The organism is Actimicrobium sp. CCI2.3 (assembly GCF_035019065.1).
Lineage (GTDB): Bacteria > Pseudomonadota > Gammaproteobacteria > Burkholderiales > Burkholderiaceae_D > Actimicrobium.
Genome location: NZ_JASJWR010000015.1, coordinates 61,016 through 78,919 on the forward strand (window position 1 = coordinate 61,016; position 17,904 = coordinate 78,919).

The 17,904-nt window shown below is 58.2% G+C and carries 16 protein-coding genes; 13 read left to right on the forward strand and 3 right to left on the reverse strand.

Going from position 1 to position 17,904, the window contains the following annotated elements; genetic code table 11:
* Window positions 1-418: 418 nt before the first annotated feature.
* The 9 genes from QN370_RS10325 (at window position 419) to QN370_RS10365 (ending at window position 10,549) form a co-directional block, all read left to right on the forward strand.
* Window positions 419-1,237 (forward strand): SHOCT domain-containing protein, encoded by an 819-nt coding sequence (locus QN370_RS10325; protein ID WP_322125961.1) that lies wholly within the window; start codon window positions 419-421, stop codon window positions 1,235-1,237.
* 401 nt (window positions 1,238-1,638) lie between these two features.
* Window positions 1,639-4,239 carry an ATP-binding protein gene (locus QN370_RS10330; protein WP_322125962.1) on the forward strand — a complete coding sequence of 867 codons (2,601 nt, stop codon included), beginning with the start codon at window positions 1,639-1,641 and terminating at the stop codon, window positions 4,237-4,239.
* Between the two features lie 67 nt (window positions 4,240-4,306).
* On the forward strand, window positions 4,307-5,590 hold the full coding sequence (locus tag QN370_RS10335; RefSeq protein WP_322125963.1) for a porin: 1,284 nt from the start codon (window positions 4,307-4,309) through the stop codon (window positions 5,588-5,590).
* A 10-nt stretch (window positions 5,591-5,600) separates the two neighbouring features.
* The gene (locus tag QN370_RS10340; RefSeq protein WP_322125964.1) at window positions 5,601-6,014 is read left to right on the forward strand and encodes a hypothetical protein; all 414 of its coding nucleotides are present in this window, start codon (window positions 5,601-5,603) and stop codon (window positions 6,012-6,014) included.
* Between the two features lie 51 nt (window positions 6,015-6,065).
* Window positions 6,066-6,470 carry a gamma-glutamylcyclotransferase family protein gene (locus QN370_RS10345; protein WP_322125965.1) on the forward strand — a complete coding sequence of 135 codons (405 nt, stop codon included), beginning with the start codon at window positions 6,066-6,068 and terminating at the stop codon, window positions 6,468-6,470.
* A gap of 50 nt (window positions 6,471-6,520) precedes the next feature.
* On the forward strand, window positions 6,521-8,287 hold the full coding sequence (gene argS / locus QN370_RS10350) for an arginine--tRNA ligase (protein ID WP_322125966.1): 1,767 nt from the start codon (window positions 6,521-6,523) through the stop codon (window positions 8,285-8,287).
* 10 nt (window positions 8,288-8,297) lie between these two features.
* Window positions 8,298-8,948: an SPOR domain-containing protein gene (locus QN370_RS10355; RefSeq protein WP_322125967.1), complete on the forward strand. Its 651-nt coding sequence runs from the start codon at window positions 8,298-8,300 to the stop codon at window positions 8,946-8,948.
* An 8-nt stretch (window positions 8,949-8,956) separates the two neighbouring features.
* Window positions 8,957-9,646, forward strand: a complete 690-nt coding sequence (locus QN370_RS10360) for a thiol:disulfide interchange protein DsbA/DsbL (RefSeq protein WP_322125968.1) — start codon at window positions 8,957-8,959, stop codon at window positions 9,644-9,646.
* Between the two features lie 96 nt (window positions 9,647-9,742).
* Entirely contained in the window at window positions 9,743-10,549 is an 807-nt protein-coding gene (locus QN370_RS10365) for a helical backbone metal receptor (protein ID WP_322125969.1), read from the forward strand.
* 15 nt (window positions 10,550-10,564) lie between these two features.
* Here QN370_RS10365 and QN370_RS10370 read toward each other — a convergent pair whose 3' ends face one another.
* Window positions 10,565-10,966: a hypothetical protein gene (locus tag QN370_RS10370; RefSeq protein WP_322125970.1), complete on the reverse strand. Its 402-nt coding sequence runs from the start codon at window positions 10,964-10,966 to the stop codon at window positions 10,565-10,567.
* A gap of 532 nt (window positions 10,967-11,498) precedes the next feature.
* On the opposite strand from QN370_RS10370, the gene QN370_RS10375 reads away from it, so the two are divergent.
* A complete protein-coding gene (locus tag QN370_RS10375; protein ID WP_322125971.1) occupies window positions 11,499-12,215 on the forward strand; it encodes a Crp/Fnr family transcriptional regulator in 717 nt (238 codons plus the stop codon).
* Here QN370_RS10375 and QN370_RS10380 read toward each other — a convergent pair.
* Window positions 12,212-13,303, reverse strand: coding sequence for an MBL fold metallo-hydrolase (locus tag QN370_RS10380; protein ID WP_322125972.1), 1,092 nt, complete (start codon window positions 13,301-13,303; stop codon window positions 12,212-12,214). The genes QN370_RS10375 and QN370_RS10380 overlap by 4 nt on opposite strands.
* 85 nt (window positions 13,304-13,388) lie before the next feature.
* Here QN370_RS10380 and QN370_RS10385 point away from each other — a divergent pair, with 85 nt between their 5' ends.
* Complete coding sequence (locus QN370_RS10385) at window positions 13,389-13,817, forward strand: MerR family DNA-binding transcriptional regulator (RefSeq protein WP_322125973.1); 429 nt, start codon at window positions 13,389-13,391, stop codon at window positions 13,815-13,817.
* A gap of 81 nt (window positions 13,818-13,898) precedes the next feature.
* Entirely contained in the window at window positions 13,899-15,083 is a 1,185-nt protein-coding gene (locus tag QN370_RS10390) for an isovaleryl-CoA dehydrogenase (protein WP_322125974.1), read from the forward strand.
* Between the two features lie 359 nt (window positions 15,084-15,442).
* Here QN370_RS10390 and QN370_RS10395 read toward each other — a convergent pair whose 3' ends face one another.
* Window positions 15,443-15,604, reverse strand: a complete 162-nt coding sequence (locus QN370_RS10395) for a hypothetical protein (RefSeq protein ID WP_322125975.1) — start codon at window positions 15,602-15,604, stop codon at window positions 15,443-15,445.
* Between the two features lie 392 nt (window positions 15,605-15,996).
* Here QN370_RS10395 and aceK point away from each other — a divergent pair, with 392 nt between their 5' ends.
* On the forward strand, window positions 15,997-17,898 hold the full coding sequence (gene aceK / locus QN370_RS10400) for a bifunctional isocitrate dehydrogenase kinase/phosphatase (protein ID WP_322125976.1): 1,902 nt from the start codon (window positions 15,997-15,999) through the stop codon (window positions 17,896-17,898).
* Window positions 17,899-17,904: the final 6 nt, after the last annotated feature.

The following is a 17,904-nucleotide window of genomic DNA, read 5'->3' on the forward strand; positions in this document are numbered from 1 at the left end:
ACTGCTACGTCCAAAAATCTAGTGAAACTACAGGAGTACTGTACTAGTGGCAAATCTGCAAGTGGGGTTTGCTTTACTGCTTCTGTAGCTCGCCGTGGATTATTCTAGCAGTTCTTTGTAGTTTTGCTAAATTATTAGACTTATCTTTTGGGGATGGTTTCTGAGCGATAGTTGGTCCATCCAGAATATTCGGTGATTTCCGGTGATTTCTCTTGGACAGAGAGCGGTATGGGAGCACGGTCTTGGCAACTTAACCAACTGATTGCACTAAAATTAGTGTATTAATACTACAGACATCTAAAGTACCTACTTTTTGCTGCCAACCACTGCGGAAAACAATTTGTTGACGTGGCCGTTGCGCCGATGCGGTATCCATTCGAATTTCCCTGTGATTCTTTACTTGCTAACGGAGTTAGTCATGCGCCCCTTGTTTTCCTCGATGTCCTCACGGTGTTTTCCCGTCTTGCTTGGCCTGGTATTGACAGCGCCCATGCCATTTGCGCTGGCCGCATCGGAAGGCTCCAGTTACGAAGCCTGTCCATCGTGCGTGCCAAGTGATCTGGCCTGGAATGATGGCGAGTTTGATCAGATTTATTTGTCCGCTGGCAGCGCTCCTGCCAACCTGCAGCCGCAGGTATTGGCCGTCGATAGCATCAGTCGTGCGTTGTCCTTGCTGAAGGTTGCCGGCAAGAGTGCGCCAGTCGCCTTGTTCAGCGACGACAGCGCGCGCAACCTCGCACGAGGTCTCGCTGCGGCACTCGCCAAGGCCGGTCCGCAGCAAGATGCGCTGTTCTTCATTGTCAGCAGTGGCAGCAATGGATTATTTGGTGCCAAGCTGGGCACCAGTGGCCGGGCTTTCATCGATCAGCAGGGACTCAATCTCGTATTCGGCGAGGCGCGGGTCGACTTCATTGGCCGCTATCGCGCCACCCGCATGCGCCGTGCGTTCGACTTCGGCAGTCGTACTGCTGCCTCGCCGGTTCGCCTGGCGGAAGATGGGTTGCGCCATGTGCGTAGCGACTGGGTCGTGGTGCCGCTCGACGTCAATGGCGGATCAGCGACGCGGATGGCCCCGGCGCTTCCAGTGCAGGTGATCGCTTCCCCGGTGGTGCAGGATGAAAAATATTATGCCGTGCAGGAAGAACGCCTGAAAAGCCTCAAGCGCCTGCGCACCCAGGACCTGATCAGTGAGCAGGAATACCAGGCCAAGCGGGCCGAGATCCTGAAGGCCTGGTGATGCAGGCATTGCGCACGGTGCTGGCTTCCGATGGCCCGGAATGGTTCGCGGTTCTGGCAGCTTCCATCGGGGACGACGTAGCGTAGTCGATGCCACGCTCTGCGGTGGCGACGCCGACGGCATGGACTGCTTTGGCCAATGGCGCACCCCCATCTGGCCATCAGGTTCCAGTCTGTTCCATAACCTCAAGAAATGTTTTAATTGTTGGTTGAATTCATGGAGTACTGAAAGTATTGCTAATAATTAATTGTTTTAAAGAAATTCTTGCGCTTGTTTGGTATGCTGATGTCGCGTTGTTTCACACGCGTGAATAAGCCTTTCTAGCTTTCTGCGAAACGGTCTTTTACTTTGACCGTCAAGCAGGAGCGCCGGTTTTGGCGTTCGGTGCAGGCAAAAATGGCGTGAACAGACAAACCAACATCGTGAAACTAAAAAAACTATCATTCTGGTTCTCGCTCGTGGTGATCCTGGCACTAGGTGCCAACGCTATTTTTCTGGTCATGATCCAGCAGTCCTACAACAGCGTCGTCATGGCGCAGGCCCATCGTCAGGATGCGATCTTGCTGGCCGAGCAGCTCAAGGACGATACCGAGCGACTGACCAGTCTCGTGCGCACTTACACCAGCACTGGCGAAGCGCGCTATCTGACGTACTACTACGACATCCTGGGCATACGCGAAGGAGAGAAGCCGCAGCCCCCCGGCTATGATGCCGATGCCTACTGGGACATGGTGATTGCCGGTGCCATTCCCCACAAGATGCCCGCACAGGGCAAGCAGTTTTCGTTCTCCGCGCGGATGAAATCGCTCGGCTTCAGTGCCGACGAATTCGCCGCGCTCCGCGACGTCGACATTGCCACCAATGCGATGAAGCAAATGGAACAAATCGCCTTCGCGGCAACCCAGGGATTATTCGATCCGGCCACGCAAGAGTTTGTTTCTGATGGGGAGCCGCACCTGATTTTTGCTAATCAGCTGGTGAACAGCAAACTCTACAATGCGCTCAAGGCCGACTTGTCAAAATCCGTCGCGGCGCTCAGCTCGCGGGTCAATGCGCGTACTAACAAGGCGGTATCGCAGGCCTCACGGGACCTTGAACGCTGGATCATGCTGATGTTTTGCAGTGTCGGCTTCACGCTATTGATGGTTCTGGCTGCCTCGCAAGTCATCCGTCGGCAAGTACTGCGTCCGATCGAGATCCTGTCGAGAGCAGCCCGGCACCTGGCTACCGGGGAGTACTCGTCGCGTGTCGCGACGGCGTCGTTACTGGATCGCTCCAGCACGCGGGGGGTGCGGGAGCTGGTGGCGCTGGGAGCAATGATTGACAGCATGGCCGAGTCCATCGAGCGCGACATTGACTTGCGACAGGAGGCGCAGCTTGCGCTCGAAGCGGCCAACCAGAAAGCCGACAACGCGACCCGCGCCAAATCGATGTTCCTGGCAAACATGAGCCATGAAATCCGCACGCCGATGAATGCCATTATCGGCATGACCTATCTGGCGCTGCGCACCGGTCTCACGGAGCGCCAGCACGATTACGTCAGCAAGGCCCATTCGTCGGCCAAATCGCTGCTGGGCTTGCTCAACGATATTCTTGATTTTTCCAAGGTCGAAGCCGGCAAGCTCGAACTGGAACATGTCCCGTTCCTGCTCGAAGACGTGATCGCTCATGTCTTCGAATTGTTGATCGAACCGGCCCGTGACAAAGGTCTGGTGCTGTCCTCGGTACCCGCCGATCCGCTGCTGTCGGGGAGTCAGGTCGCCTTGCTGGGCGATCCGCTGCGCCTGTCGCAGATACTGACCAACCTGTTGTCGAACACAGTCAAGTTTACCGATCATGGCAGCGTGACGCTGGAGGTCCGGATTGACCAGCGCGGTGACGATGACGTGTTGCTGCATTTTATCGTCACCGATACCGGCATCGGGATGGAGGAGGCACAGTTGGCACGTCTGTTCGAGGAGTTTACTCAGGCAGATGGTTCGACTACCCGTAAGTACGGCGGTACCGGACTTGGCCTGAGTATCGCGAAAAAATTTGTCGAACTGATGGGTGGTCAGATATGGGCCGAAAGCACTGCCGGGCAAGGTACGCAGTTTCACTGCACGGCGCGTTTCACGATAGCGCACGGCGAGGATGTGGCGCGTGCACAGCAAACCGATGACTTTGCGCCAGTGGACCTGAGCGGCATGCATGTCCTGCTGGTCGAAGACAACGCGATCAACCAGCAACTGGCGATCGAACTCATCGAAAGTCGCGGTGCCCGGGTGACGCTGGCCAGGAACGGTCAGGAAGCGCTCGACCTGCTGTTCACAGGTACCGCCGATCAGGTCGATGTGGTGCTGATGGACTTGCAGATGCCGGTGATGGATGGCTACGAAGCGACCTTGCGGGTGCGTGCCGATCCGCGTTTCGCAGACCTGCCGCTCATTGCGATGACCGCACACGCGATGCTCGAAGAGCGCGAACGCTGCATCGCCGCCGGCATGAACGACCATCTCGGCAAGCCAATCGAGCCGTCGGTGTTGTACGCGATGCTGGCACGCTATTGTCCGGCGCGGCATACCATGCCGGCGAGCGCCGTCACGCCGGTCGCCACATCCTCCGGCAGCCCGACGACACTGCCGTGTATCGACGGCCTCGATACGGCTGCGGGGGTGCAATTTTCTGCGGAATCGGAATCGATGTATCTGCAATTGCTGTCGATGTTCGTCGAGGGTTACAGCGACTGCACTGCGCGTTTGCAGCAACTGCTGGCCGATGCGCAGTGGCAGCAAATGGAAATGTTCGCGCACACGCTCAAGGGACTCGCCGGCACGCTGGGCATGGTCGAGCTGCAGCAACCGGCCAGCACGCTCGAACAGGCGTGCGCCGCACGGCAAGTCGATGAAGTCACTCACGCCCAAGCCGACATGGAACGCGTGATCACGCCTTTGCTGGCTGGTTTGCAACAGTATTTTGCGGCGCAGTCCGCTGCGGCAGCCGCAGCGGCAAAGTCAGCATGACGCTACCAGACAAGTCGCACGCAACCAGCGCTATCGTTTTGCTGGTCGATACCAAGAGGAGTTCGCCATGAAAACTCGCGCAATCGCAATCGTGCTGGCCGCCGGTGCCGCCATGACATTGCCTGCTGCCGCGCTCGATCTGTCGACATCGGGTTTCGGCACGATTGGCTACAGCCGCTCGGACCAGGCAGCCAGCTACCAGCGCTTCGTCAATGACGGCGGCACCTTCAAACGCGACAGCGTGCTGGGATTGCAAGTCGATGCGCGCATCAATGACCAGTTCAGCGCGACCTTGCAGGGCAAGGTCGCGGCGTCACTGAAAAATGACACGACGACTGCTGCAACGATTAGCTGGGCTTTCCTGTCCTGGCGACCGAGCAATGACTGGCTGGTGCGTGCCGGTCGCCTGCGTGTACCGTTTTACCTGCGTAGCGAAAGTACCGATGTGGGTACGACGTTTGATTTTGCCCAGATGCCGACCGAAGTCTATGCAGCCTCGTCAACGACCGACATTGACGGACTGGCCGTCAGCAAGACCTGGAATACGCAGGCTGGCGAATGGACACTCTATGGCTACCTTGGATCGGCCAGCATCGCGTATCGCTCCTATCTGCGAGATAACCCGGCTGCCGGCTTGCCGGGAGCGGTTTTTTCGCCGCTGAAGGTCGGCGCACGCGGACTGGTGCTGACCTTCCAGCAGGATGACAATCTGTATCGGCTTGGTGCCCATGATGTACGTGTCAGGGCTCCTGACGGGCAACCCTTTCCAGTGACATTTCCGGGTGTGATGATTGCGCCTGGCATCAGTTACTACCAGGTGTCGTCGCTGATGCCGGGGCCGGGTCTGATCAATATTACTGAAGCCCATACGCCGACCTACACCATGGGTATGGATATCGGCGTCGGTGCGGATTTCCGCCTTATTGGTGAATACGTACGGCGCAATGTGCTTGGCGTCAACGCCGGCAGCAATTCACAAGGCGCTTATCTGGCCGCGCTGCGATCGGTCGGTGCATGGACGCCGTACGTCAGTGTCGGGCGCTTGCTGTCGACGCCGGAAGTGCGTGATCTTTACGGCAAGGTCAATGCCAGCCGGGTGCCCGCTTTCATCCCAGGCGCGGCGCAGATCAATGCTTCGCAACGTGCCGGTGCCGATAGTCTGAACCCGTTCGATCAGACCACCTGGGCGCTGGGTACCTCCTACCGGCTCAGTCCGACCAGCAAGCTCAAGGCCGAATGGGCGCGCACCCGCACGGGTCTGGTGTCGGGCCTGATCGATGCGCCTGTCGGTGGCGAATCCGGTAATCAGGTGGTCAATGTGATATCGCTGTCCTGCAGCTTCGTATTCTGAGAGGACGATCATGACACTTCTCTCCCGGATCATGACCTTGTGCATGGTGTTGATGGCGCTGCCCGCAAGCGCCGCCGACATCGTCGTCATCGGCAACAGCAATGTGCCGAAAATGGATGTGCTGACTGTTAAAAAAATCTACACCGGAAAATTCATTGCCGTCGCCGGTGTCAGCGTGAAGCCGGTCGCCATGAAGCCAGGCTCGCAGGAACGGATCCGTTTTCTGAAAGAGTTTCTTGACCAGGATGAGGAAAAGTACGATGCCTACTGGACCGTGCGTCGCTACATCGGCAAAGGCACGCCGCCGGTCGACATGGACGCGGCTGCCGACGTCATCCGCTATGTGCTGATCACGCCGGGCGGCATCGGCTACATCGATGCGGCCGAGCTCCAGCCGGGACTCAATGTCGTGACGCGCAAATAGGCCCGGGCCGGCATGGCAGAATAGGGCGTCACCAATGTCCAGGCTTGCACGATGCCCATTCACGTTTTCACTTACGGTTCGCTGATGTTCCCCGAAGTCTGGCAACGTGTCGTGCGCGGCAGCTATGCGTCGCAGCCGGCCCGCATTGAGGACCACCGGCGCTATGCGGTCAGCGGGGACACCTATCCCGGCATCGTGATCGAGGCCGGGGCCAGCGTGACCGGACTGCTCTATCGCGACATCGATGCCGCTGACCTGGCCGCGCTCGATCACTTTGAAGGCGATGCCTATCACCGCATCGGCTTGCAGGCCATGACCGGGGACGGCGCGCTGGTTGCGGTGCAGACGTATCTGTTTCGCGATCCGGCCGGTTTGTCCGACCAGCCCTGGCTGCCCCATGCGTTCCAGTTGCAACGGTTTCTCGATAGCTACTGCCGCGACAAGTTAGGCAGCTGACAGTGGCGTCGGTATAATCGGAGTCCGTCTTCCCCGCTCCCCACACACTCATGCTCGCTCTCCAGAAACAACGCGTCGTTGCCCTTTTCAACTCTGCCCTGGCACCGCTGGTGGCCGGTACCGACCAGCAGCCGACAGTCATCCTCGAGCGGCCGCGCGATCCTGCCCATGGCGATGTGTCCTGCAATATTGCGATGCAGCTGGCCAAACCCCTGAAGAAAAATCCACGCGAACTGGCGCAGCAACTGGTCGCCGCCTTGCTGGCCGACCCGGCCCGTGCCGGTCTGGTCGATGCCGTCGAGATCGCCGGCCCGGGTTTCATCAACCTGCGTCTGGCGCTGGCAGCGCGGCAGGAAGTAGTGCATACCGTGCTGCAGGAAGCCGCCGACTATGGCCGTGGCACGCTCGGTGCCGGTCGCAAGGTCTTGCTCGAATTCGTCTCCGCCAATCCGACCGGACCGCTGCATGTCGGCCATGGTCGTCAGGCCGCGCTCGGTGATGCGCTGTCGGCACTGTACGAAGTACAAGGCTACGACGTGACGCGCGAGTTCTACTACAACGATGCCGGCGTGCAGATCGCCACGCTGGCCAGTTCGGTACAGGCTCGTGCGCGCGGCTTCAAACCGGGCGACGCCGACTGGCCGGAACCGGCCTACAACGGCGATTACATCGGTGACATCGCCCGCGATTTTCTGGCCGGCAAAACCGTCTCGGCCGCTGATTGCGCGCCGGTGGTGGCCAGCGGCCTGGTCGATGATCTCGAATCGATACGCCAGTTCGGTGTGGCCTATCTGCGGCGCGAACAGGACCTCGACCTGCAGGCATTTGGGGTGAAATTTGACAACTACTATCTCGAATCGTCGCTGTACGGCGACGGCAAGGTGCATGCCGCCGTCGATGCCCTGATCAAGGCCGGCAAGACGTACGAACTCGATGGCGCGTTGTGGTTGCGCACCACCGACTATGGCGACGACAAGGATCGCGTCATGAAAAAAACCGATGGCACCTACACCTACTTCGTGCCGGACGTGGCCTATCACATTGTCAAATGGCAGCGCGGTTTCGGTAACGCCATCAACATTCAGGGCAGCGACCACCACGGCACCATCGCCCGCGTGCGGGCAGGTCTGCAAGCGGTTGACCTCGGTATCCCGCAGGGCTATCCCGACTACGTGCTGCACAAGATGGTCACCGTCATGAAAAACGGTGAAGAGGTCAAGATCTCCAAGCGGGCCGGCTCGTACGTGACCTTGCGCGACCTGATCGAATGGTCCAGCGGCGATGTCGAGACCGATGCGGCTGACGATGCAGTCAGCGATGCAGTAATCGATACCCCGCGCGACCTTACCCGTGGCCGTGATGCCGTGCGGTTTTTCCTGATTTCGCGCAAGGCCGATACCGAATTCATTTTCGATGTCGATCTGGCGCGGGCGCAGTCCGACGAAAATCCGGTCTATTACGTCCAGTACGCGCATGCCCGGATCTGCTCGGTACTGGCCCAATGGGGCGGTGATGCAAGCTTGCTCGATGGCGTTGACCTGACGCCGCTGACGGCACCGCGCGAAGCATCGTTGCTCGCGCGCCTGGCCGATTATCCGGACGCGCTTGAACATGCGCTGGAAGAACTCGGACCACATCAGGTCGCGTTCTACTTGCGCGACCTGGCCGGCGAACTGCACAGCTACTACAATGCGGAACGCGTGCTGGTGGACGACCTGCCGACCCGCATGGCGCGACTGGCCTTGTTGCTGGCAACGCGTCAGGTATTGCGTAACGGTCTGTCGTTGATTGGCGTTTCTGCACCTTTGAGGATGTAACCTGATTAGCATGCATACACATTCCAGTCATCCACTTATCCGGCAAGCCGGCGGCACCTTGCTCGGCCTGATCGTCGGCCTACTTGTCGGTCTCGGTATTGCCGTCGCTGTTGCGTTGACCATCAACAAGACTGCGTTGCCTTTTCTGAACAAGACCGGCAAGCAGGACCGGGTCGAACTGACGCCAGCGCAAGTCAGCGATCCGAACAAGCCGCTGTACGGCAGCAAGGCTGCTGCCAAGGAAGCGGCGCGCGAACTGGCCAATCCGCCTGCCGTCGATCCGGTGCCGCCGAACAGCGCCGATCCGCAAGCGGAAAAAAATGCCGCAGCAAAAGAAGCCAGCCCGCCATCCGCAGAAGAAAAAAACCGCAAGGCCGATCTGGCAAAAGCGGCCACTGCCAAGACCGAAGGCGACGACAAGTGGACCTACTTTTTGCAGGCCGGTGCCTTTCGCGCCCAACCTGATGCCGAGAGTGCGCGCGCCAAACTGGCACTACTTGGTTTTGAGGCGGGCATTACCGAAAGGATGAGCGACAATGGTACTTTCTATCGGGTGCGTATCGGTCCTTTCAGTCAACTCGATGCCATGAACCGGGCACGCAGCAAACTCACTGATAATGGTGTCGATGTCGCGGTCGTCCGTACCCCTAAAACCCCTTGAGGAGTTCTATGCGTTTCACCAAATTTATTCCCCGCCTGCTTGCCACCCTGAGTCTCGGCCTGGTCGTGGCCGGTGCGATCGCCAGTCCGGCAGCGCCACAAAACGGTGCCGAATACCGCACGCTGGAACGGGCTCAGCCGACTGACAGCGGTAACAAGGTCGAAGTCACGGAATTTTTCTGGTACTCGTGTCCGCATTGCTACGTGCTCGAGCCGACGCTGGCCGAGTGGGTCAAGAAACAGGGCGACAAGATTGACTTCAAGCGCGTCCCGATCAATTTCCGTGACACCTTCATTCCGCAGCAAAAACTGTATTACGCGCTCGAAGCGATGGGCAAAGCCGAAGACATGCAGCGCAAGGTATTCGATGCGATCCATGTCGAGCGCCAGGCCCTCGATACCGATGCCACCATCCTCGACTTTGTCGGCAAGCAGGGCATCGACAAACAGAAATTTACCGCCACCTACAACTCGTTCGGTACCGCGAGCAAGGTCAAGCGCGCACTGGTCTTGCAGGAAGCCTACAAGATCGACGGCGTGCCGACGATCGCCATTGATGGCAAGTACATCACTTCGCCTTCTATCGTCGGTACGGCGATGGGCGGACGTCAGCCCGAGCAGGTGCTGGCTACCTCGACCATGCAGGTCATGGATGCGCTGGTCGCCAAGGCAGTTGCCGAACGCGCAGCAAAAAAATAATCGGTCCCGAGCGTGTCCGGTCAGGCCCGTTGCTCGCAAGAGCGCGGGCTTTTTTTTCGGTACGCAGGTCGCCAGCCAATGGAAACAGGAGGCAACATGATCCCCCGACAGACACGCATCGATGCCGTTGGCGTGACGCATCCGGTAGTCGACTTTGCGCATGCGCCGCGCATCGTCTCGCTGGTGCCATCGATTACCGAACTACTCTGTGACCTCGGTCTGGCACCGTGGATAGTCGGTCGTACCGGCTTCTGCATTCATCCTGCCGCTCTGGTGAAATCGATCGCCAAAGTTGGCGGCACCAAGGATGTCAACATCGGCAAACTGCGCGCACTGGCACCGACCCATCTGATCGTCAACATTGATGAAAACGAAAAGCCGACCGTCGACGCGCTGGCCAGTTTCGTGCCACACGTGATCGTCACGCATCCGCTGGGACCACGCGACAATTTGGTGTTGTATCGATTACTGGGGAGTATTTTTGATCGCAACGAGGCGGCTGAATTACTTTGCACGCAATTCAATTGCGCGTTATCAGCGCTGCGCGAAGGACGACCTCAGAGGGTACTGTATTGCATCTGGAAAGATCCGTGGATGACCGTCACGCGCGACACCTACATCGCGCGCATGCTCGAACAGATTGGCTGGCAACAGTGGTCGGCGCAGCCGGAGCCTGCAAGCGCACGCTATCCGGTTTTTTCCTGGTCAGACCAATTGGTTCGCGAGATCGACATGGTGTTGCTGTCGAGCGAGCCGTACCGGTTCACCGAAGCGCATGTCGACAGTCTGGAGCTACAGATTGGCAAGCCGGTGTTGCTGGTTGATGGCGAGATGCTGTCGTGGTACGGCAGTCGCGCCATCGCCGGCTTGCATTACCTTAATCAGCTTCGACAGCAAGCCTGATCAGGCAGGGCCAGTTCAGGTAGGCCGGTTGATCCGGACCAGCAAGCGGACGATTTCGCGTGCGATCCCGCGATGCGTCTCGTCGAGTCGCTGCAGGTCGGCGATCAGCTTGACATCGGCTGATTCAAAGCGCGCACTCGGGTCGGCAGTTTCGCCGTTGACCGTCTCGCCGCCGCCGAAGCGCAGCCACTCGGCTGGTACGCCCAGCCACTGTGCCAGCGTCCGCAATTTTTCTTGCGTCGGGATTGCCTCGCCGCCCAGCCATTTGCGTGCCGCATGCACGGTGATGGGACCGCCGGTGAACCGGACATTGAATTCGCGGGCAAGCTGCGTTGGACTGTCCGGTGAGTAGTCGGCATTGCGCAACGCAAGCTGCAAGCGCTCGCTAAAGTCTTCTCGTTCTATAGATGCTTTCATTGACGCGAGCTATTCCATGTCGGTGGTATCAGCCAGTCTCTGGTAACCAGGAACTATTTATGACTGATAACTTGAGTTTTCGGGCCCGAAAGACTATTGCCAGTCGGGTTGATTCGCCTTGTACTACGACAAATAAAATGTGGGTTCCGGTAACCTTCCTATGGAGTTTAGGTTGCGAAGAGTCCCCATGCAAGTGAATGTCAGTCTTCTATGTTCGATAGCGAACATATAGTAAATCATTCGCAGCGATTTGCCAGAAATATGTTCGTAGGACAATGAATGGACGAATGAGTTCAAGGCGCATTTTCAACCAGCCCGCGTGGCCCTGAAGCAGAGCCCTTTTTTCCGGCACATGATCGGTCGTTGAACTACTTCGAGGTTGCTTTAAAAAATTAACCGGAAGTAATGAGATAATCAGCTTCGATGGGAAATTTTTGTCAACAGTCTGTTTTAACTGGCGTTAGACTGAGGGCACCTATCCCAGAGACAGATTTTTTTCCGATGAGACCACGCAGCCGACGGACACCCCATTTTGCTCAGTTCAGAACCACTCAAAAAAAACAGTAACGTCAACCGTCTTCTGGCTGGATTAACCCGGCGCGATCGTGACCAGGTTCTTGCTGTCTGCACGCGCGTCTCGCTGACCAGCGGGATGATCCTGGCGGAACCGGGTCAGCCTATGGCGCAAGTATATTTTCCTATCGATTGCACGATCTGCCTGACCACGCCGACCGAGGACGGTACACAGCTGGGTGTCAGCCTGATCGGGCACGAGGGCATGCTCGGCAGCACGCTCACGACGGGCATCGCATCGCTGCAAGTGCAGGCCTCTGTCCAGGAGGGGGGCGATGCCTGGCGCATCAGTCGCAACAAATTCCTGCTGCTGCTGGAAGCGTTACCCCTGCTCAGGCGCCGTGTGTCGAGTTACCTGCATTTGACGCTCGATTACCTGATCCGCAAATCGGCTTGCTGCCAATTCCATTTGCTCGAGGCCCGTCTCGCGTACTGGCTCCTGATGGTGCACGACCGCGTCGACGAGGACGCCTTCGAGCTGACCCACAAGATGCTGGCCGACCTGCTCGGCGTGCGCCGCGTCGGGATCACGCTTGCGGCCCGGGCCTTGCAGTCGCGCGGGCTGATCAGTTACCGACGAGGCACGATCACGATCCTCGATCGTGATGGCGTGATCGCCGCCGCATGTACCTGCTACGGCGTGACTGAAACATCTTACGAGCGCTTGCTTGGCTAGGGGTTGGTTGGCGCACCATCACCGTCAGTGCTTACAAATCGCATCACACCGTCGGCTCCGGTGACGCGCCGCACCACCCCGTCGAACCACAGCAAATGCAAATGCGCCAACGCTTCGCCCAGCGCGAACGTCAGTTGATGGGCGTCCAGCGCACGCGGAAACATCACCGGTACGATGCTTGCCGCCGATTGCGGCGTGACACAGGCCTCGCGTACTTCGGCCAGACGCGCAGCGTGATGCTCATTGAGCTGACCGATGCGCACATGCAGACCGCGAAACGGTTTTCCATGCGACGGTAGCACCAGCACGCTGTCCGGTAGATCGGCATACTTTGCCAGCGAATCAAGAAATTGCCGGACCGGATTGGCTTCCGGCTCGATCGCAAACACAGAGACATTGGTTGATATGCGCGGCAGCACCATGTCGCCGGCAATGAGCACGTCCAGCGTGGCGCAATACAGCGACGCATGTTCCGGCGAGTGGCCGAAGCCGGTAATGACACGCCAGGCCCGTCCGCCAATCGTGACGTCGTGGCCGTCCTGCAGACGCACGTAGGAAGCCGGCATGCCGGGCACCAGCGTCGGGTAATAGCTCTTGCGTTCGCCCAGCGTGGCCAGCAGCGCGGCATCGGTCAGGCCATGACGCTGAAAATGCGGCAGCGCCGCGGTGCCGTCGACACCTGGCAAACTGGCCGACATCATGCGCGCAAAACCATACTCGCCTGCCGTCATCCAGAGTGGTGCCTGCCAGCGCGTGCAGAGCCAGTCGGCCAGACCGACGTGGTCGGGATGACAGTGCGTGGCAATGACGCGCCGGATTGGCAGGTCGTCCAGGCCGTTCGCAAAAATGGTTTCCCACGCCGCGCGCGTGGCGTCATTGGCAACGCCGCAATCGATGGCAGTCCAGCCGTCCACCGGGCCGTGTTCGCTATCGAACACATCCTTCAGCAGCCACAAATTGATATGGTTCAGTGCGAACGGCAAGCCCATGCGCAACCACATGACGCCGGGGGCGACCTCAAGCAGGCTGGCGTCGGCCGGCAAGGTGTCGCCGAACGGATAATCGAGCTGGGATTCGAGCAGATTCATGGCGGGCTTTTCGGTAAAGGGTACGCACAGGCGGGACGTCTGCGCCTACAATGATTGACGTTAACGTAAAGCAGATTCTAAACGCATGTCTACCTATACCATTACCGAGCTGTCCCGTGAATTTGATATCACGCCACGAGCGATCCGTTTTTACGAAGACCAGGGCTTGCTCAGTCCTAGTCGTGAAGGTGCCAGCGGACGGGTGCGGGTCTACAGCGCCCGTGAACGCACCCGCCTCAAACTGACATTGCGCGGCAAGCGACTCGGTCTGACGCTGTCCGAAATCAAGATCCTGGTCGACATGTACGAATCGCCGCGCGACACCATCGCCCAGATGAAGCACTTCATGGAAGTACTCGGCCAGCACCGGCTGACACTCGAAATGCAGCGGGAAGACATCGACATCACGCTCGCCGAAATCAGCGCGCACGAAGCGCAATGCCGCAAATTGCTGGACGGGCGAACAACCAAAAAAGAGCGTGCCCGGACAGCCGCCAGTACCAAGTCAGCCTGATTGAATTGACGTTTACGTTAACGTCAATTAAAGATATGATTCCTTACCCTTTTAATCCGATTCCGATCACCCGAGGATGCCATGCTCCACCTGCCCGGCTTGACGTTTGACCACGGCGAAGACATCGCCGCGCTGCGCGACACCATCTCCCAGTTTGCCGCCGCCGAGATCGCCCCGCGCGCTGGCGAGATCGACCGCACGGACCAGTTTCCGATGGACCTGTGGCGCAAGATGGGTGAGCTCGGCGTGCTCGGCATCACGGTCGGCGAAGAATACGGCGGCACCGGCATGGGCTATCTCGCGCACATCATTGCGATGGAAGAGATCTCGCGCGCTTCGGCGTCGGTGGGCTTGTCGTACGGCGCGCATTCCAACCTGTGCGTGAACCAGATCAAGCGCAACGGCAGCGACGAACAGAAGGCCAGGTATTTGCCGAAACTGGTCAGTGGCGAGTACATCGGTGCGCTGGCCATGTCGGAGCCGAACGCCGGTTCTGACGTCGTGAGCATGAAGCTGCGCGCCGATTGGAAGGGTGATCGCTGGGTCCTCAATGGCACCAAGATGTGGATCACCAATGGTCCCGATGCCGACGTGCTGGTGGTCTACGCCAAGAGCGACCTGGAAGCCGGTGCCCGTGGCATGACTGCCTTTCTGATCGAAAAAAACTTCAAGGGATTTAGCGTCGCGCAAAAACTCGACAAGCTCGGCATGCGCGGTTCGCATACCGGCGAACTGGTATTTCGCGATTGCGAAGTACCGCCCGAGAATATCCTCGGTGGGTTGGGCAAGGGCGTCAATGTACTGATGTCGGGTCTCGACTACGAGCGCTCCGTGTTGTCGGGCGGACCACTCGGGATCATGCAGGCGTGCATGGATGTGGTGGTGCCCTACGTGCACGAGCGCAAGCAGTTTGGTCAGGCTATCGGCGAATTCCAGCTGATGCAGGGCAAGCTGGCCGATATGTATTCGACGATGATGGCGTGCAAGGCCTATGTCTACGCAGTTGGCCAGGCCTGCGATCGGGCGACCTCTCCGGAAGCCGTGCGGGCGTTGCGCAAAGATGCGGCGGGGGCGATCCTGTATTCGGCCGAGAAGGCGACCTGGATGGCGGGGGAGACGATTCAGGCGCTGGGTGGCAACGGGTATATCAATGAGTATCCGGCGGGGCGCTTGTGGCGGGATGCGAAGTTGTATGAGATTGGGGCGGGTACGAGCGAGATTCGGCGGATGCTGATCGGGCGTGAGTTGTTTAACGAGACGCGGTAGGGGTTGGGTTGATGATGTCGTTTGGGGTGCTCCGGTTCGCTTTATCTTGCGGTCGCAAACCTCCATCGGTAGCAACCAGGGTCAGTGTTTTTTTTCGCAGGCTTTATTGCGAAAATTACACTGACCCTGCTTGCGGATTACGGAGCGCTTGCCATTCAATTTCCGTGCCGGGGTTGCTGATTCTTGATGTGCTTCGCCACGACCAAGCCGGGGGCGGCCCGGCAGCCGGTCACTTCTTTTTGCTTCGCCAAAAAGAAGTAACCAAGAAAAAGGCGACCGCGAGGCGGCTGCCCTGCGGGTTCCCAAAAGCCGGAGCCAGTCAGGGGGAGTGCCGCAAACTCGCTTCGCTCAGACATGCGTCACTCTTTTTCCCCTGCCTGACTCCGACTTTTGGCAGCTGCCTCAATGCGGAACAGGTCAACGGCCAGATCAACAGCAACTTCAACAGCAACTTCAACAGCAACTTCAACAGCAACAGCAACTTCAACAGCAACAGCAACTTCAACCGCATCATTAATCAACTACTCTCATGGCTTGCCTTTTCAGGACGTCGCCAATCCCCACCGCTAGCAACCAGGGTCAGAGTTTTTTTTCGCAGGCCTTATCGCGAAAATTACTTTGACCCTGCTTGCGGATTGCGGAGCACTTGCCATCCAGTTTCCGTGCTGGAGCTGCTGATTCAGCTGCTGCTTCGTCATGACCAAGCCGGGAGCGGCCCGGCCGTCTCCGGCTTGGTCGTGGCGGAGTGCAAACCGTTTCAGTTGCCGCAGACAGTGCATCCGGTGCAATGCCCTGCGGTTATTGCACCCTACGAATTGGGACCACGAAGCCTTGGCCGCGCACGAACTCGACCCGCACTCCACTCTGCACGGCGCTACACTACCCTCCCGGCCTGTGCCCCTCGGAGTCTGACATGACTGTTGCTTTCCCCAAGCTGCTTTCGTCGCAAATCGCGTTCGATATTGCCCGCACCATCCTCGATGGGTTCGACAAGCATTACCGCTTGTTTCGTGCCACCAGCGAGGATGCGAAGCGCCATTTTGAACATAGTGCATGGCAGTTGCAGCAGTCCTGTCTGCGTGAGCGCATTGCGTTTTATGACAAGCGGGTGGGTGAGTGCGTCACCGTGCTGGAAGACGAATACGAGACTGAGGAATTGACCGACGCGGTCTGGCGCGAGGTCAAGCTGCATTACATCGGTTTGCTGACCGATCACAAGCAACCCGAGTTGGCCGAAACATTTTTCAATACGGTCTGCTGCAAAATCCTGCACCGCACTTATTTCCATAACGATTTCATTTTCGTGCGCCCCGTCATTTCGACTGAGTACATCGAAACCAATGATCCGGCACCGACCTACCGCGTGTATTACCCGGCCACCGATGGCTTGCATCAGACCATCCGGCGTATCGCCGAGGATTTCCAGCTGGCTTGTCCGTTTGCCGATCTGGATCGTGATGTCCGGCTGGTCGAAGCGCGCTTCAAAGCCGTGTTCGGCGAAGAAAAGTCGGAGCCGAACCGGCAGATCCAGGTATTGGCCAGCCTGTTCTTTCGCAACAAGGGCGCGTACATCGTCGGCCGGGGCATCAACGGCAATCGCGAAACCCCGTTCGTCGTGCCTATCCTGCATAACCGCAAGGGCGAGCTGATACTCGATACGGTGCTGTTCGATACCGGCCTGATCACCGTGCTGTTTTCATTTACGCGGGCGTATTTCATGGTCGACATGGAGGTGCCGTCCGGCTATGTGCAATTCATCCGGACCATGCTGCCCAAAAAACCGCGCAGCGAAATCTACACGATGCTGGGTTTGCAAAAACACGGCAAATCCCTGTTCTATCGCGATTACCTGCACCACTTGCGGCATTCGTCAGACCGCATCGAAATCGCGCCCGGTATCAAGGGACTGGTGATGGTGGTGTTTGCGCTGCCGTCGTTCCCGTACGTGTTCAAGGTCATCAAGGATGCGTTCCCGCCACCAAAGGAAACTACCCCGGCGCTGGTGCGTGAAAAATACGTGCTGGTCAAAAACCATGACCGCGTCGGCCGCATGGCCGATACGCTCGAATACTCGAACGTGGCGTTTCCGCGCGCACGCTTCGATGATGAATTGCTGGCTGAATTGAAACTCGTTGCGCCCTCGCTAGTCGAAGAAGAATCCGGCCAGGTCATCATTCGTCATCTGTACATCGAGCGCCGCATGATCCCGCTCAATATCTGGTTGTCGAATGCGGAAAAAGAAGGCAACGAAGCCGCCATCGAACACGGCGTACTGGAATACGGCAATGCGATCAAGGAACTGGTCCGGGCCAACATCTTCCCGGGCGACATGCTGTATAAAAATTTCGGTGTCACCAAGCACGGTCGCGTGGTGTTTTACGACTACGACGAAATCGAATACATCACCGATTGCGTCTTTCGCACCATCCCGCAACCGCGCAATGAAGAAGACGAACTGTCGGCCGAGCCGTGGTATCCGATTGGCCGCCATGACGTGTTCCCGGAGCAGTTCGGCACCTTCTTGCTGGGCAATCCGACGGTACGCAAATATTTCATGAAGCACCATGCCGACCTGCTCAGCGCCGCGTACTGGCAAGGCTACAAGCAGCGCATTCTCGATGGCCATTTCGACGATGTGTTCCCGTATCCGCAGGAATGCCGCTTCAGCTACAAACCGCATCATGAGCGACCGCTTAACGAGCAACCGATTATCGAGCAATTAAATCGCGTGCAACCGAATCAAGAGCAACCGAATCAAGAGCAACCGAATCAAGAGCAACCCAATCACATCATCCCCGCAGCAACCGCTGCCTGAACAGGA

Coding starts and splice junctions, on each gene's coding strand:
- QN370_RS10325 (WP_322125961.1), top strand. CDS start 419: ATGCGCCCCTTGTTTTCCTCGATGTCCTCACGGTGTTTTCCCGTCTTG.
- QN370_RS10335 (WP_322125963.1), top strand. CDS start 4,307: ATGAAAACTCGCGCAATCGCAATCGTGCTGGCCGCCGGTGCCGCCATG.
- QN370_RS10340 (WP_322125964.1), top strand. CDS start 5,601: ATGACACTTCTCTCCCGGATCATGACCTTGTGCATGGTGTTGATGGCG.
- QN370_RS10345 (WP_322125965.1), top strand. CDS start 6,066: ATGCCCATTCACGTTTTCACTTACGGTTCGCTGATGTTCCCCGAAGTC.
- argS (WP_322125966.1), top strand. CDS start 6,521: ATGCTCGCTCTCCAGAAACAACGCGTCGTTGCCCTTTTCAACTCTGCC.
- QN370_RS10355 (WP_322125967.1), top strand. CDS start 8,298: ATGCATACACATTCCAGTCATCCACTTATCCGGCAAGCCGGCGGCACC.
- QN370_RS10360 (WP_322125968.1), top strand. CDS start 8,957: ATGCGTTTCACCAAATTTATTCCCCGCCTGCTTGCCACCCTGAGTCTC.
- QN370_RS10365 (WP_322125969.1), top strand. CDS start 9,743: ATGATCCCCCGACAGACACGCATCGATGCCGTTGGCGTGACGCATCCG.
- QN370_RS10370 (WP_322125970.1), bottom strand. CDS start 10,966: ATGAAAGCATCTATAGAACGAGAAGACTTTAGCGAGCGCTTGCAGCTT.
- QN370_RS10380 (WP_322125972.1), bottom strand. CDS start 13,303: ATGAATCTGCTCGAATCCCAGCTCGATTATCCGTTCGGCGACACCTTG.
- QN370_RS10385 (WP_322125973.1), top strand. CDS start 13,389: ATGTCTACCTATACCATTACCGAGCTGTCCCGTGAATTTGATATCACG.
- QN370_RS10390 (WP_322125974.1), top strand. CDS start 13,899: ATGCTCCACCTGCCCGGCTTGACGTTTGACCACGGCGAAGACATCGCC.
- aceK (WP_322125976.1), top strand. CDS start 15,997: ATGACTGTTGCTTTCCCCAAGCTGCTTTCGTCGCAAATCGCGTTCGAT.